Genomic DNA, 14,203 nt, shown 5'->3' on the forward strand with positions numbered 1-14,203 from the left:
CTCAGCTCATGTGGGTGCGCCCATGCGTGGATTGGGGGCGCTAGGTGGCCGGCGCCTGCTGACTCGGGGGGGGCGTTCCGACCTCCCAGGAGCTACCTGCGGTGTGCCTCCCACGCTCGCCCTGCTTCACGGGCGCGATGGCGGTACTGGCGCAGCTCGGGGCCGCCTTGGTCGGCTCGATCGGCCCAGTAGGCGGTGATCGAGGAGGCGAAGGCGGTGACCGCCGCCTCGGGCGCGTTGCGATAGGCGGGGACCTGGGCGGCGTGCTTCTCCGCGTCCTCGGGCCCGTGGCCGGCCAGGATGAGTTGGGGCACGAGGAGCGCGATGTCGAGCCAGGCGGCCCCCCGGTGGGCACTGGCCCAGTCGACGAAGCGAACGTTGGCGTCGTCGAGCAGGAGGTTGTCTGTGCGGATGTCGCAGTGCAGGAGTGTGTCGCCCCTCATCGCCTCGTGGTGCTCCGCGGCCCGTTCGACGACCGGGTGGTCGGCGAAGTTCGGTGCGTCCTGGTAGGGGCTCGGGGTGAGGGTGTCGTGGAGGGTGGTGACGGCGTCCAGGAGAAGCGGCAGGTCTGGGGAGCCGGGCGTGAGTTCGGGGTGTCGGCCGTCGATGTGCTCGAAGGCGAGGACGACCCAGCCGTCGGCGTCCGTGTCGGCCAGGAGTCGGGGGCCGGGCCCTTCAGGGAGGGCGCGGTTGATGGCCGCTTCGGTGCGGTAGGTGGCGGCGAACGGGTCGGTCGTGCGGATGGCCTTGACGAAGGCGGCGCGGCCGTCGGCCTGGGGCATGCGGACGCGGACGCCGGGGGTGTATCCGCCGGCCACGGGCTGGGCCGGGCCGGTGGCGGTGAGCTGGTCGGCGATCCGCTCGCGGAGCGCGGGCGGGAGGTCGTCCCAGGTGGGTGTGGTCACGTCGCTCTCCAGGTGATGGTGTCGCGGTCGATGTGGACTTGGCCTTCCTGGGCCAGGTGGAGCAGGCCCCGGTGCAGTACCGCGTGGAGGTGGGTCTCGTGCCGGTAGCCGAGGAAGTACTTCTCCGTCAGGCCTTCCGGTGACGAGAGTAGGGCGTGTGCAGCCCGGGCAAGAGGGATTTTTCCGGCGCCGGTGATCCTCAGGGCGAGGAGCGCGGCTCCTCGTTCCGCGGCGGCGACGTGTCGGCGGTAGCCGTGGACGTCCCCCGTCAGGAAGACGTGGGGCGTGGTCAGGGCGTTGAGCAGGAGGCGTGCCTTGAACCGGGGCGAGTTCAGGGCGTCGGGATCTCCGACGGGTGTGGCGTAGTCGGTGACGCCCTCGAAGCCGCCGAGACGGGCTGCGTTCTCGATCTCCCGGGTGGTGGCGTAGAGCTTGGACGTGAAGGCGACCTCCTCGTCGATGTCCAGGCCGTGGTCGGCGTGGAGCCGCTTGACGCCGTCGATGAGACGCGCGAGGCGGGCGGGCGGCAGCGGGGCGGTCCCGGTGTAGAGGAGGTCGAGGTCAGATGCCGGCCTGGGGCGGGTGGCGTGGGAGCCGTACGCGAGGGCGTAGCCGTCGCGGGCCGGGTGCAGGGCTGCGGCCGCGGTGAACAGGCGGGTGCTCACTGCTGCTCCAGAGCCCGGCCGAGGCCGGTGACGTATGCGAGGGCGTCTCGCATGTGGCTCTCGGCGATGCGGCCGTTGTTGCCCATGAAGCGCAGCGGGTGGAGCGTGGCGCCCTGCTGGAGGCGGCCGGTGTCGTCGGGGAGGGAGAACTGGTGGAAGTGCCAGCGCCCCTCGTCCAGGATCCGCGCGTGGATGGCCTTGCTGATCGTGTTGATCCGCTCGATGTCGGGATGGCGGGGGTCGTGGCCGGTGGGCAGGTACATGAACACGACGGCGGTCATGTCGGGGTCGTTCAGGCGCAGCAGGCGGGGATTGTCGTCGACGAGGCCGGTAAAGGTGCGGGTCGTGATGAGGCGGCGGCGCATGAGGTCGGCGAGGCCTCGGCGGCCGTGGGCGCGCATCATCGCCCAAAGCTTGATCGACGACCATTCCTTGGTGCCGATGAAGGGGGTGACCTGCCCGAAGGCGAAGTCCTCCTGCATGATCAGGTCCGAATAGGAGGACACGAGCCGCAGCGAGGCGGGGTCGCGGACGAGGAGGGCGGACATCGCGTACGGGATGTCCATGACCTTGTGGGGGTCGACGGTGATGGAGTCGAAGTCCTCGATCCCGGCGAGCTTGTGGCCGAGTTCGGGCGTGAAGGCACACATCAGGCCCCAGCAGGCGTCCGCGTGGAGCCAGATCTGGGGGTCGATGCTGCGGGTGATGTCGTGGACGGCACGGAGGTCTTCCACGGTCTGGGTGCGGCTGTCGCCGGTGTAGGCGACCACGGACATGATCTCGCCCTGCCGGTCTTTCAGTGTGCGGTCCAGGGCGGTGCGGTCGTACCGGTAGCCCTTGGTCGGTACCTCGATGATGCGGCCGCCGCAGCCGATCCATTCCAGCGCGCTCTTCACGCTGTAGTGGCCGATGCCGGCGGGGACGACGATGTGCATGCGGGTGGCGTCGGTGACGCCTTCGTGCATGGTGCCGGGGGCGATGTTCTCGCGGGCCAGCATCATGGCGGTGGTGTTGGAGCCGGTGCCGCCGTAGGTGGTGACGCCGCCGACGTCCCACACGGTCTTCACGTCGGTGACGGCTGGGTTGGTGAAGCCGATGAGGTCGCGCAGCCAGCGGATGACGGCGATCTCGGTGAAGGTGGCGGAGGGGGCGGCGAAGGACTGGTTGATGAGGTTCTGCTGGGCGAACAGGGCGAGCAGCCCGCCGGCCAGTGCGGCGACGTCGGCGCCCGTGTGCCCGAAGCCGAGGAACCGCGGGGAGGCCTCGTTGTTGCACATCGGCAGGACCGTGTCCACGAGCTCCTGCACCACGGAGGGGACGCCGGTCGACCTCTCGGGCAGGTCGGTGACCAGGAGGTCGCGGATCTCGGCGGGGGCGAGGCGCTTGCGGGTCACCTGGTCGTCGAGCTTGAAGTCGACGCCGACGGTGACGAGCTGGTTCAGCAGGGCGATGGCGCTGTTGCGGTCCATCTCGCTCAGCAGAGGCATGACAGGGCTCCTTCTCGGGCTCAGTGAAGGTGCCCCCGGCCCTCCCGGGTGGGGAGGTGTCCGGGGCGATGCTGCGTGCGGAGACCTCCGACGGCGCGAGGCGCTCACTCGAAGGGGCTCCGAGCCCGCACTCCTTGCCTTCCGGCGCGGGTACGGGGGCTGTGGGGGCCCGCCCCTGGCAGGCGGGCCCGTGCTGCGCGCAGGCCCCGTCCGGGCGGGGCCTGCGCGCAGCAGTTTCACGGGCTCGGTACGGTGACGGGCGCCGCGGCAAGAACGCGGTCGAGCGCGACGTGCAAAGCCCGTACGAGCCGGGCCTGGGACTGGGCCACCCGCAGGGGATGCCGCCCGGGCACCGGCGGGACGCTCAGGCGCCTGACGGCCTCCCCGATCGCGATGTGCGCCAGGGTCCGGGCCGCCACGGTCGACGCCTGTCCGTCTCGCGGCAGCGCCATGGCTGTCGACTGCACCTCGCGGACAAGAAGGTTGGCGTAGCCGGTGAGCTGAAGTGCGACCTGCTCGATGCCGGCCGGGGGCGGGAGGGTGTCATCCCCCGGCGTCCAGCTGAGCACTGTGGCCGCGAGCTGTTCGTGGAGGCTGCGGTCGAGCGGGATGTCGGCGTCCAGAGAGCCGGTTGGGTCGTGGACGATGCTGCCGTACGTCACCGGTTCTCTCCCGTCAGGATGGCGTCGAGCATCGGCTCGACGGAAACGACGGACACTCCACGGCAATGCAGGAACCGCTGTTCAGCGAGCCATACCGCCCAGGTGAATCCGATGTGTCCAAGGGCCGGGACGAGGACGATGGTGATCCGGCGCAGCTCGGCGAGCTCGCGGAGGCGGTTCCAGCCCGGCCGGGACTGCGGCGCCTCGGTCAGCAGGCAGTCGTCGGAGACTGCGCCGCCGTCCACGACCGTCCAGCCGCGCGCTACGGCGACGCCGGCCGCGGCCGCAAGCATCCCCCGGACCGTGCCGGGATCGGGGTCGGCCGCGTACAGGGCGACCGCGGTGGGCTGCCGTGGTGCCCTGGGCGGGTCGATGGGGAACATGACTCTCCTCCACGTTCTTCCGGGTGCTCCCCCAGGTAACTGCCGCCAGGGTGGTTCAGGACACAGCGAGTTGCGTCGCGTCACTCGACCTGGCCGTAGCGACTTGACTATCCGTTGACTCTCGCCGAGGCGCGCGACAGGTCTACCGTGGATCGCATGGCGCGCAACGAGGCGTTCATCGTGTGGATGGACACCGAGGGCTGGACGGCCCCTGATCTGGCGACCGAGCTGAACACGGCGATCGGTCAGAGCACCGGAAAGCCGGGCACGCTCTCCGATGTGACGGTGCGCAAGTGGCGCTCAGGCGAGACGACCTGGCCCCGGATCGCGGTGCGCCTGGCTCTGGAAGCGATCAGCGGCCGGTCCGCCCAGGACTTAGGGTTCGCCGACCGGCGCCGTAAGACCAGCACTCCCCCGGAGGACTCCATGCTCCGCCGCTCCTTCCTGAACTCGACCGTCGGGGCGTCGGCGTCCTTCGTCCTGGCAGGTCCCGCTCCATCTGTCGGCACCTCGGATGTCCTGCGGCTGCGGGCACAGCTCGACTCTCTGAGGACGCTTGATGACCATCGGGGTGGGCACGCGACCTTGGAGCAGGCGGCGCTCGCCGGCGCGCACGAGGCCGCCCGGCTCCAGGAGAAGGGTGCCTCGGCGCGCACCCGCGAGCGGCTGTTCTCTCTGGCCGCCGCGTTCACCGCGGCGGCCACGTGGTCACTGATCGACGCCGGCCGGCTCGACGGTGCCGGCCAGCACCTGGACAGGTCCCTCACTCTTGCAGGCTTGGCGCAGGACCCCGAGATGGTGATGCAGGTGTGGAACCTGCGGGCGATGCTCGCCCGGCAGCGCGGTGACTACTCCGAGGCGGTGGCATCCGCTCAGGCCGCCCTGACGACGGCCATCGCACGCCGCTCGCCGCTGCACGCGTCCCTCGCGCACGCCCGCGCCGCCGTCGGCCTCGCCCACGGCCGGGACCGCAGATCGGCGCTGAACTGCCTGGGCCGCGCGCAGGAGTCCTTGGCCAAGGTAGATCCGGCACAGCCCCGGGCCGCGTGGATCGCGTTCTACGGACCGGCGGAGCTGTACTCCTTGACCGCGATCGTGCGTGACATCGTGGGCGACGCCGCAGAGGCCGAGGCCGCCTCGCACAGAGCGCTGGCGGTCCTGCCGGAGACGTACCGCCGCAACAGGGCCTACACCACCGCGCGGCTCGCCCTCGCGCAGCTGCACCAGGGCGACGCCGAGCAGGCGTGCGCCTCCGGTGGCCAGGTCTTCACCATCATGGCCGGCACGCCCCTGCCGGGACGTATGCGCAGGGTGCTGGGCGACTTCCAGCGCGAGCTGCTCTCCCGAGCCCCCCACCCCATGGCCGTCGAGTGGACGGACCGGTACCGGACCGAATGGACCAGCGCATGACCGCCATAGCCCTCCGTCGCTTCCGGCACGAAGACCTGCCGGGCATCCGGCAGACCCTCCTCGCCGTGCACGCGGACGCCTACGCCGACGAGATGGACGAGTTCGCTCAGCGCTTCCCCTGGTTCGTCGACCACTGGGGCTCCCATCCCGGCTTCTCCTGCGTGATCGCCTACGACGGCGACGAGCCGGTCGGCTTCGCCTACGGCGCCCCCGCCCGCCCGGGCCGCGAATGGTGGCGCGAGCACCTGCCCGAAGCACCAGCCGACGACTCGACGTTCAGCGTCTCGGAGCTGATGGTCCGCCCCCGCTGGCGCAAGACCGGGGCAGCCGAGCAGCTGCACGCCGCACTCCTGCAGGACCGGCCCGAGGCCCTGGCCGCACTCCTCGTCGACCCCGGCCACGACAGGGTGCAGGCGCTGTACGAAACGTGGGGCTACCAACCCGTCGGCCGCCGGCAACCGTTCCCCGACTCCCCGAACTTCCTCGTCATGGTCCACGGCCTCCCTGGCAAGCCCGCGGCTGGGTGACCTCGTATACAGCAGAGCCCTTCGACGACTCTAGGTGGCGCCTGAGCCGCTGGGGATGTGCTCCGTCTGCCGGTACAAGAAGTTGCCGCGCTCCAGGCTCTGGATACTGCTCTTGCGGCCGGACGCGACGACCCCGCCGGCCCCAGGGCTGAACCGCGCGGGCCCCCAGATCGCGGACGGCAGCTCCGTACACATTGCTTCGTCGTAGTGCGGTCTGGCTGAGTGATCTTTCCGGCCTCGTCGCGCACCGTAAGCGCTCCACGCCGCGTTGCCGCTGCGGCTCTGAGCGGCTTGTCCGTGCCGCGGAGAGGGACCTTGCGTCTGCTGCGGGTGGTGGAGCCTGCTCGGGCTGCGCTCGCACGAACGGCGGGGAGGGGCCGGGAGGCCACAGGCCTTCCAGAAGTGCGCCAGGTGGTCGCGGGGTCCGGCCCCACATTCATCGTGCCCGGGCGGTCACGTTCTTGGGATTGCGGGTCCTTGCGGAGGGCGTACGGGCGGCGCGAGGCCGCCCCGGCCTGCGGGGAGTGCCCGATGGCAACGGATGAACAGCATCTGATTGGGCGGCAAGATGCGGCAGTCGACGCGCTGGTGAACTGGATTGGCTGGCTCGTCGCGGTCGTCTTCGTGGTCGGCTGCCTTCCGGGCTGGTGGTGGGGTGGCGACCTGAGCAACCTGCCGTTCATAGGGGAGTCGGCGGCCGAGGCCGCGGCCAGGCGCCGTGGCTGGCCCGCGGTGCCGGTCCTCTTCATGACGTGCGGGGCGGTCCTGGTGCGGCGTGGCTGGTACGCGGCCGCTGACCGAGCCCGCGGGGCGGACCCGGGGCGCCGGTATCGGCGGGGCCCGCTTGGTTTCCCTTTGTCTAAGGCGAACTGGTGATGGGCGAGGTCCTGCTCGGTCCGTCCAGACCCCTGTCGGCCGTGACCCCGTCGTTGACGGGGTACGCCGAGGCGCATCTGTGGTGGCTGGGGCTGTCCGTAGTGGCGGCGGCCGCCCTGTGGGGGGCGTGCTGGGTGTGGTGGCGTCGCCGTGCCCGCGCCGCGCTCAGGTCCCGGACGGTGGTGGACCTGGTGCCGACGCGTGGCTTCGATCCCTCGGTGGAGGAGATCGGGCGGCACGCGGCTCGTCTGGCCCGGGTGCCGGCAGCTGCCGGATGGCTGCCGCGCAGAGCGTCCGGGGTCCGCATGCGCCACATGAGCGTCGGGGGGAAGTTGGCCACTCGGTTGGAAGGGCCTGCGCGGGCTGCCGGGCTGCTGCGCCTGGTGTCGTTTCCGGACGTGGACGTGCTCGAGGTGGGCCGCAGTCATGGCGAGCTGCGGCCGATCCGCTTTGCCAACATCCCGCCGCTCAACGTGACGGACAACGGGAACGAACAGGAGGTCTGATGACCCAGGTCCTGATGGAGAAGGCCATCGCTCCCGCGGCGCCCAGTCGCCGACGCAAGGAGAACAAGGATCCGCATCGGGAAGAACGCGGGGCTTACGTGGCACGGGCGGAGCTCGTGCTCGCCCGGGCCGATCACCGGCGGCTTGCGGCGGCCAGCCTCGATCCCGATCCGCTGCAGATGATGGCGGCCGCCTGCGCGCACGTCGCCAGCGAACGCGGCGAGCACGCCGAACTGGTCGTGGACCTGGTGCCGGTCTCTGGCCGGAAGGTGGCACGGTGGCGGCGCCGGCTCATGCGGCGGGCGGCGAAGCGGGGACCGTCGGCGTACGGGGAGCAGCTCGGAACCGGTCCGAGCGGTGGCCGGGCGGGCCCGGTGTTTGGTCAGGTGATGGCGGGGCTGAACGGCGGAACGTCATCGGGGTCCGGCCGCTCGCGGGGCGGGTCCGTGCCGCGGCCGCGGCAGACGGATCTGGCCGACGGGGTGGGGAAGTTCCTGCCGGGAGTGGACGGTCAGGTCTTCGCGGTGCAGGTTCTCGTCCGGGTTCAGGCGCGGCGTCCGGAGCGGGCGCAGGCGCTGTTGCACCAGGTGATGGCGGTGATGGACGCCTGGAGTGGGGAGAACTGGTGGCGTCCGGTGGGGCCGCGTCGTACGGGATGGCGGCCGTACAGCAACGTGTGGTGGCGTCGGTCCTCTTTCGATCGCAGATTCCACACGGGCGAGTTCGCTCCTTCGAGGCGGCAGTGGGTGACGGTCAGGGAGGTCGCCGCATTGCTGAAGCCGGCCACGGTGCACTGCGCAGCGGCGAACGTCGTGCGTACGGGCGGGGTGGTGCCGGCGGCGCCGGCGGGGCTTCCGGAGTGGACCGGGCAACCGGGTGTGGTGCCGCTGGGGCGCGTCGTGGGCTCGGACGGGCGGGCGCGCCTCGCGGCCGTGCCGGAGAAGGACGTGTTGTTCGGTGCGTCGTTCGGGAAGAGCGGGTTCGGCAAGAGCGAGCTGGCTCTGGTCCAGGCCATTTCCCTGGCGTACGGGGGGCTGGGGGTGTGGTTCCTCGACCCGCATGGTGCGGCGGTGAAGCGGGCGATGCCGTATCTGTCGCATCCTGCGCTGCGCGAGAGGGTATGGGTCATCGACCTGAGCGTGAAGGATCCTGCGGCGCGGGTCGGGGCGTGGAATCCGCTGTCGATGGAGCACCGCAGCGCTGCTCAGGTCCAGGATGTGATCGGTGCGGTGGTGGGCGGGCTGGCGTCGGCGCAGGGCTGGGGTGACGGTGCGCCGCGTGCCAGGGCGATCCTGTCTCACGCGGTGCAGGTCCTTGCGTACCTGGCGCTGGAGATGTGCCGCCGGGGACGTCCCGATCTGCAGCCCACCCTCTTCTCGATCACCCGGCTGCTCACCGACGAGGAGTGGCGCGAGGGTGTCCTGGAGCATCTCCCGGTCAAACTGCGCCGGTTCTGGACCACCACGTTCCCCAAGTACGAGGGGAGCGCGGTCCCGGTGGTCACCCAGACGCTGGAGCAGTTGGAGACATCGGACTCGCTGCGGGCGTTTCTGGGCCAGCCGCGGTCGACGTACGACATGCGGCACGCGATGGATACGTCGAAGATCGTGCTGCTGCGCTGCTCCGGTACGGGCTCGTCGGATCAGGTGATCACCTCGTTGCTGTTGTTCGACCTGTTCCTGGCCGGCTGCTCGCGTGAGGGTGTCGACCAGGACCAGCTGGCGACGATGTTCGCGTACTGCGACGAGCTGACCGCTATCGATGGGGCATCGCGCGGCTATGTCGCCGCGATCCTTGAGCAGCTGCGGAAGTACAGGCTGAAGCTGGTCGGGATGACCCAGATGGCGATGCGGCTGAGTGCTGAGACGCGGATGGCTCTCATGCAGAACCAGTCGCTGCTGTCCGCGTCGGCGGCGGACAGCGACGAGGCGGCGTTCGTCACCAAGCGCATGGAGCCGGTCTCCCCGCAGACGCTGATGTCCCTGCCGAAGTGGAACTACGTGATGTCCACGATGCTCCACGGCGAACGCACCACTCCGTTCCGGGTCGCCGGCGTGGCCGTGCACCAGGCCCTCGCCGACTACCACCACCCCGAACTCCTGCCGGATCTGGAGCGGGCCGTGGACGACAACCTGCGGCGCCGGACTGTCGCCGAGATTCTTCGTGCCCTCGAGGGCGACGACACCGGCAGCAGGCCTGGCCTGGACGACCGGATCCTCGCCGAGCTCACCACCTCCCGGCCCGCACCGGCAGCACGGCCGGAGCGACCCACCGAACCGAGCATGCCCGCAGCCGGAGACCGGCCTGCGGCCAGCGGAAGTGAGATCGGCTGATGACCAACGCCCTGTCCCCTGCCGCCACCAGTCTGCCCCGGCTCGGGCAGCAGCTGCTGCCCGTCCTCTACCAGCACCGCCTCGTCGCCACCGGCCAGCTCCACCGGATGCTGACGCCTCACGCCCAGCGGCCCGTCTACTTGCGTAGCGTCCTGAACCAGATGCGCGCCATGAAGCTGGTGGAGTGCACCGCCCGCCGGGCCGGAAGGAGGGGCGGTCCTGAACTGCTGTGGTTCATCACCCCTCGCGGCGCGGACATCGTCGAGGCCAGCCGGGAGGTCACCTCCCGGGCCTACCGCATCAGCCCTGAGACAGCTGCCTCCCAACTGCAGGAACACACACTGGCCGTCGTCGAAACCGGGCTCGCGTTCAGCACCTGGGCCCGGGCGCTTGGCGACGAGTGCGGGCCACTGGACTGGGAACCCGAACTCGTCCACCGCGTGCGCGACGGGGAGAACCGGCTCGGAGACGATGCCCTGCTCATCCCGGACGCCGTCCTGCGCTACACCCGCACGACACCCACCGGGCGCCGGCTCCTCACCTACTTCCTCGAGATCGACCGGTCCACCATGCAGGTCGGACGGCTCGGCCGGAAGCTCACCTCGTACGCCCGCTACGCCACCTACGTGCCCGCTCCCCCGCACGGCCGCCGCGTCGCCGCCCCTGCCGGGGCCGGACGGGAGGCATGGCGCGACCGCTACCCGGCTGTGCCACGTCTGCTGATCGTCCTCACCGGGGCCAGCCCGACGGTTCTGCAGCGTCGGATCGAGGACCTGCGGGCTCTCGCTGCTGCCGACGCCCGCGTCCGGCGCACTCCTCAGCTCGCCGTCGGCATCACTACGCTTGAGCAGCTGACCGACCGTGGCCCGTTCGAACAGGTTGTCATTCCGCTTCTGGGAGAGCCGACCCCCGGCGATGTCCTCCTCTCCGCCCCATCAGCTTCATGAGGCGGCTCACCAGCGCCGATGGGCGACGGTCTCTGACCAGCGGGCTCGGCGAAGACCTAGGCAACCTGACAGACTCACATCCATTCTCGGCCCCATTTTGGCCGATTACTTCGCATCCCAACCCATCAACAACCGTTACGCCCGGTGTGGTTGGTGTGATCTTGCGTAGGCTTGCCCTTCGCGTAACTGAAGTGGTCCCGCGGTACACGACGAGCTCGTCAGGAGCCTCAAGCGGCAGGTCGCACCGGGTGACCGCATATGCATCGGGAGACATCATGACGACCCATACGCACATGCGACGCGTGCGCCTTCGATCGACACCGCTTCTGCGAGCAGGTTCACTCCTCGCCGTGAGCGCCTTCCTCCTCACCGCCTGCAACAGCGCGAAGGAGCAACCCAGCGCCAAGCCCTCGAACACTTCGCCTGCCACAGCAACGCCGACCAAGACGAAGGCCCCGGCCACCCCGGCAGACCCGGTGGAGGCAGCGAAGAAGGAAGCGATCGCCACCTACCTCTCGCACTGGAAGGAAGTGGAGAAGCGCTACGCCGACAAGGCCGGCAAGGCCGGCGACCTCAAGAAGTACGCGGCCGCGGCCGCTCTCGCGCAGGTCGAGACGGGCGCAGCGGACATGCGGAAGAAGAACGCGATCGTCCTGGGCGCGGTCACCGTCGACAACCCGATCGCCACGAGCGCGGATCTCAACCGCAAGATCCCTCACATCATTCTCTCCAGCTGCCTGGATATCTCCCAGTGGACGGTCACCGACCTCGACACCCGGAAGCCGGCCAGCCTGCCGAAGAACCGGCTCGTCCGCTACGTCATCAAGGCCACTGTCGAGAAGTGGCCCGAGGGATGGCGCGTCATCCGCGACGAGCCGCAGGGAAAGAAGTGCTGACCCCCCGGAGAGCAGCAGTCTCAGGAGTCCTCGTGCTCAGCGCCGCGGCGTTCGCCGCTGTTCCTGCGTACGCGGACGACCCTGGTGGAACGGGTGACACGAAGTGCGGCACCTTCTTCTGCGAGGTGGAAGTCGACGTGCCTGGCTCCGGTGGCAACGGCGGCGGATCGCCGGCCCCCGGCGGAAGCTCCGGCGGCACCGGCGGCGGAGACGGCGGCGAGAAGCCTGCCACCCAGCGGGTGTGCACCTACAAGAAACTCGACCCGCAGCCGCCCGCTGGGAGCCTGGACTGGGAAGGGCACACGCCCGGTGACGGCGCGGTCTACGAAGAGCGGTGCACCTACAGCGACGGCCCCAGTCCCACAACGTTCATCCGTAACGTCTGGGCTGCCACTCCCCCAGGACCGGCCGCTGTCGACCCTGCCGTCCTGGCCCGGCAGGCCGTGGACCGGATGGTGCTGCGCGGCCCGGAGATCGGGATCACACCGAAGCCAGGCGGAATGGGCCTGGTCGGGATGCCGGTGTACCTGTGGACCGAGCAGGGCCCGGAGACGTACGGGCCGAACGTCGCCTCCGCGTCCGCGGGCGGGGTCACGGTGACCGCGACGGCGAAGGTCGCGAAGATCGTGTGGCAGATGGGAGACGGGAAGACCGTCACCTGCACCACCCCCGGCACTCCCTACAAGGCCGCCTACGGCACGAAGTCGTCGCCGGACTGCGGACATCGGTACGCCAAGCCGTCCACGGCCGGTGCCGGCAAGTACCACGTTGCCGCAACGTCGACGTGGGAGATCAACTGGCAGGCGACGACCGGGCAGTCCGGGCAGATGACTCAGACCCGGCAGAGCGCCGTGGACATCCGGGTCGGCGAGCTCCAGGCCGTCGGCAGCTGAAGCACCCGGGTCAGTTCCAAGACGAAGAAGGCGAGAGACCGTGAGCAAGACCGCTGTTCCGGCCCCTGCGGGCCAGGTGCCTGCGCAGCCGGCGCACACCCAGATCCCGGGCGCGGCAGTCGGGTTCCGTGCGCGCAGGCGCCGCCCTGGTATGTACGCGCTGGCCATCGCGCTGATCGCGGCGGGCGGAGGCGGCGGCTTCCTCGCCTTCCAGGCGACGGGAGAGCGCACCCCGGTCCTGGCTGTCGCGAAGGGTGTTGAGGCCGGGGACGTCGTGAAGGACTCCGACTTGATCGAGGCGGCGGTCCAGCTTGACCCGGTGCTCAAGCCGGTCCTCGCCGCCGATCGGAAGAAGGTCGTCGGCAAGCGGGCCGCCGTCGCCCTGGTGCCGGGCGCCCTCCTGGCACAGGGCCAGGTCACCACGCGCACTCTGGTGAAGCCGGGCGAGCGGCTGGTCGGGATCGGGCTGAAGACCTCGCAGATGCCCGCGAGCCGCCTCTCCCCTGGCGACAAGGTCCTCGTCGTTTTCACCCCCGCGGACGGCCAGAGCACCAGCACTGCGGGCGAGGATGAGAAGGACGCCGGACCCCAGCAGATCGCGGCCCGGATCGTGAGGGTGGGCGAGCGGCAGCAGAACACCGGCGAGCAGGTCGTGGACGTCGCCGTCCCCTCTCAGGTCGGGCCGGTACTGGCCGCGCAGGCCGCGACGGGGAACGTCGCTCTCGTCGTTGACGGGCCGGGTGAATCCTGATGGCCGTGATCACCCTGGTCGGTCTCCCGGGTGCTCCGGGGGTCACGAGTACGGCGCTCGCGCTGCTGCGGTCGTGGCCCTTGGAAGACGGCCGTCGCCTGGTGCTTGCCGAGTGCGACCCGGACGGCGGCGCGGTCCTGTCCGGCGCGCTGCAGAGCACGGTGGTCGCCGACCGCGGCCTGAGGAATCTGACCGAGTCCTCCCGGACGCAGGACCTCGTCACGGCTTTCTGGCCGCAGCTGATCGCCCTGGAGAACGACGAGAAGCGTTCGGAGCGTAACCGGCTGCTGCTGCCGGGACTGACCACGATGCAGCAGGCCTCGAGTCTCGCGCCGGTGTGGGGGCAGCTCGCCGATCTGTTCACTGGTATCGAGGAGCACGGCCACGATGTCCTGGTCGACCTCGGGCGTGCCGGTGCGTTCGGTCCGGCCGGCGTCCTGGCGATGCGTGCGGACTCGGTCCTGGTCGTGATGCGCGGCACCCTGCGCAGCATGCACGCCGCCCGCTCCCGCATCGAGGCACTGCGCACCTTGATGGACGGCGATTCTGGGCGGGGTTCCAGCGCTCTGGGCATCCTCCTGGTCCGCCAGGGCCCCTACGGGGCGCGGGAAGTCGAGGCCGAGCTCGGTGTGCGGGTCGTCGCTTCTGTGCCGTACCGGCCGGAGGAGGCGGCGGTGTTGTCCGACGGGGCTCCCGAGGGTCGGGGGTTCATGACGGGCAAGCTGATGAGCGCCGCCAGGGACGCGACGACTCCGATTCGCCAGCAGGTGGCCACCCGGCGTGCCCGGGTTGCCTCTCCGCTGCAGCAGCGGCTGATGAGGGCGGTGCAGCAGAATGCGCGCTGACCCGATGTACCCCGCTCCCGTTCCGCCGCCGGCGGCTGCCGCTCAGGGCCGGGGGCCTGCTTCCGCTCCGGGGCCCGTTGTGTCACCGGGCCGACCAGGTCCCGGCTACGGTTCGCG

At 70.4% G+C, this 14,203-nt stretch carries 15 protein-coding genes; 10 read left to right on the plus strand and 5 right to left on the minus strand.

Annotated elements, in window-relative coordinates; all coding sequences use genetic code 11:
- Positions 1-92: 92 nt before the first annotated feature.
- From ACIP84_RS35135 to ACIP84_RS35155, 5 genes are all read right to left on the minus strand, one after another.
- On the minus strand, positions 93-905 hold the full coding sequence (locus ACIP84_RS35135) for a hypothetical protein (RefSeq protein WP_401803668.1): 813 nt from the start codon (positions 903-905) through the stop codon (positions 93-95).
- A complete protein-coding gene (locus ACIP84_RS35140; RefSeq protein ID WP_401803669.1) occupies positions 902-1,570 on the minus strand; it encodes a hypothetical protein in 669 nt (222 codons plus the stop codon). Before ACIP84_RS35140 ends, ACIP84_RS35135 begins: the two co-directional genes overlap by 4 nt.
- Positions 1,567-3,057, minus strand: coding sequence for a pyridoxal phosphate-dependent decarboxylase family protein (locus tag ACIP84_RS35145; RefSeq protein ID WP_401803672.1), 1,491 nt, complete (start codon positions 3,055-3,057; stop codon positions 1,567-1,569). Before ACIP84_RS35145 ends, ACIP84_RS35140 begins: the two co-directional genes overlap by 4 nt.
- Positions 3,058-3,293: 236 nt before the next feature.
- Complete coding sequence (locus ACIP84_RS35150) at positions 3,294-3,719, minus strand: DUF6415 family natural product biosynthesis protein (protein ID WP_401803674.1); 426 nt, start codon at positions 3,717-3,719, stop codon at positions 3,294-3,296.
- Positions 3,716-4,102, minus strand: a complete 387-nt coding sequence (locus ACIP84_RS35155) for a hypothetical protein (RefSeq protein ID WP_401803676.1) — start codon at positions 4,100-4,102, stop codon at positions 3,716-3,718. Before ACIP84_RS35155 ends, ACIP84_RS35150 begins: the two co-directional genes overlap by 4 nt.
- A 156-nt stretch (positions 4,103-4,258) precedes the next feature.
- On the opposite strand from ACIP84_RS35155, the gene ACIP84_RS35160 reads away from it, so the two are divergent.
- From ACIP84_RS35160 to ACIP84_RS35205, 10 genes are all read left to right on the plus strand, one after another.
- Positions 4,259-5,512, plus strand: a complete 1,254-nt coding sequence (locus tag ACIP84_RS35160) for an XRE family transcriptional regulator (protein ID WP_401803678.1) — start codon at positions 4,259-4,261, stop codon at positions 5,510-5,512.
- The gene (locus ACIP84_RS35165) at positions 5,509-6,039 is read left to right on the plus strand and encodes a GNAT family N-acetyltransferase (protein ID WP_401803680.1); all 531 of its coding nucleotides are present in this window, start codon (positions 5,509-5,511) and stop codon (positions 6,037-6,039) included. Before ACIP84_RS35160 ends, ACIP84_RS35165 begins: the two co-directional genes overlap by 4 nt.
- A 531-nt stretch (positions 6,040-6,570) precedes the next feature.
- On the plus strand, positions 6,571-6,915 hold the full coding sequence (locus tag ACIP84_RS35170; protein ID WP_401803682.1) for a hypothetical protein: 345 nt from the start codon (positions 6,571-6,573) through the stop codon (positions 6,913-6,915).
- Positions 6,915-7,421 (plus strand): hypothetical protein, encoded by a 507-nt coding sequence (locus ACIP84_RS35175; RefSeq protein ID WP_401803683.1) that lies wholly within the window; start codon positions 6,915-6,917, stop codon positions 7,419-7,421. Before ACIP84_RS35170 ends, ACIP84_RS35175 begins: the two co-directional genes overlap by 1 nt.
- Positions 7,421-9,754, plus strand: coding sequence for a hypothetical protein (locus tag ACIP84_RS35180; RefSeq protein ID WP_401803685.1), 2,334 nt, complete (start codon positions 7,421-7,423; stop codon positions 9,752-9,754). The genes ACIP84_RS35175 and ACIP84_RS35180 overlap by 1 nt, the downstream gene beginning before the upstream one ends.
- Positions 9,754-10,701 carry a replication-relaxation family protein gene (locus tag ACIP84_RS35185; RefSeq protein WP_401803688.1) on the plus strand — a complete coding sequence of 316 codons (948 nt, stop codon included), beginning with the start codon at positions 9,754-9,756 and terminating at the stop codon, positions 10,699-10,701. Before ACIP84_RS35180 ends, ACIP84_RS35185 begins: the two co-directional genes overlap by 1 nt.
- 350 nt (positions 10,702-11,051) lie before the next feature.
- The gene (locus ACIP84_RS35190; protein ID WP_401803691.1) at positions 11,052-11,597 is read left to right on the plus strand and encodes a hypothetical protein; all 546 of its coding nucleotides are present in this window, start codon (positions 11,052-11,054) and stop codon (positions 11,595-11,597) included.
- Positions 11,598-11,629: 32 nt separating this feature from the next.
- Positions 11,630-12,490: an ATP/GTP-binding protein gene (locus ACIP84_RS35195; protein ID WP_401803693.1), complete on the plus strand. Its 861-nt coding sequence runs from the start codon at positions 11,630-11,632 to the stop codon at positions 12,488-12,490.
- Positions 12,491-12,530: 40 nt separating this feature from the next.
- Positions 12,531-13,241 carry a hypothetical protein gene (locus ACIP84_RS35200; RefSeq protein ID WP_143204941.1) on the plus strand — a complete coding sequence of 237 codons (711 nt, stop codon included), beginning with the start codon at positions 12,531-12,533 and terminating at the stop codon, positions 13,239-13,241.
- Positions 13,241-14,086: a hypothetical protein gene (locus ACIP84_RS35205; RefSeq protein ID WP_401803695.1), complete on the plus strand. Its 846-nt coding sequence runs from the start codon at positions 13,241-13,243 to the stop codon at positions 14,084-14,086. The genes ACIP84_RS35200 and ACIP84_RS35205 overlap by 1 nt, the downstream gene beginning before the upstream one ends.
- The last annotated feature ends 117 nt before the right edge of the window (positions 14,087-14,203 follow it).

It is taken from the genome of Streptomyces sp. NPDC088707 (assembly GCF_044752725.1).
Classification (GTDB): domain Bacteria; phylum Actinomycetota; class Actinomycetes; order Streptomycetales; family Streptomycetaceae; genus Streptomyces.

Bases quoted from the DNA above. Each gene is read 5' to 3' on its own strand.
- ACIP84_RS35170 (WP_401803682.1), top strand. From the start codon at position 6,571: ATGGCAACGGATGAACAGCATCTGATTGGGCGGCAAGATGCGGCAGTC.
- ACIP84_RS35165 (WP_401803680.1), top strand. From the start codon at position 5,509: ATGACCGCCATAGCCCTCCGTCGCTTCCGGCACGAAGACCTGCCGGGC.
- ACIP84_RS35160 (WP_401803678.1), top strand. From the start codon at position 4,259: ATGGCGCGCAACGAGGCGTTCATCGTGTGGATGGACACCGAGGGCTGG.
- ACIP84_RS35155 (WP_401803676.1), bottom strand. From the start codon at position 4,102: ATGTTCCCCATCGACCCGCCCAGGGCACCACGGCAGCCCACCGCGGTC.
- ACIP84_RS35175 (WP_401803683.1), top strand. From the start codon at position 6,915: ATGGGCGAGGTCCTGCTCGGTCCGTCCAGACCCCTGTCGGCCGTGACC.
- ACIP84_RS35180 (WP_401803685.1), top strand. From the start codon at position 7,421: ATGACCCAGGTCCTGATGGAGAAGGCCATCGCTCCCGCGGCGCCCAGT.
- ACIP84_RS35145 (WP_401803672.1), bottom strand. From the start codon at position 3,057: ATGCCTCTGCTGAGCGAGATGGACCGCAACAGCGCCATCGCCCTGCTG.
- ACIP84_RS35185 (WP_401803688.1), top strand. From the start codon at position 9,754: ATGACCAACGCCCTGTCCCCTGCCGCCACCAGTCTGCCCCGGCTCGGG.
- ACIP84_RS35205 (WP_401803695.1), top strand. From the start codon at position 13,241: ATGGCCGTGATCACCCTGGTCGGTCTCCCGGGTGCTCCGGGGGTCACG.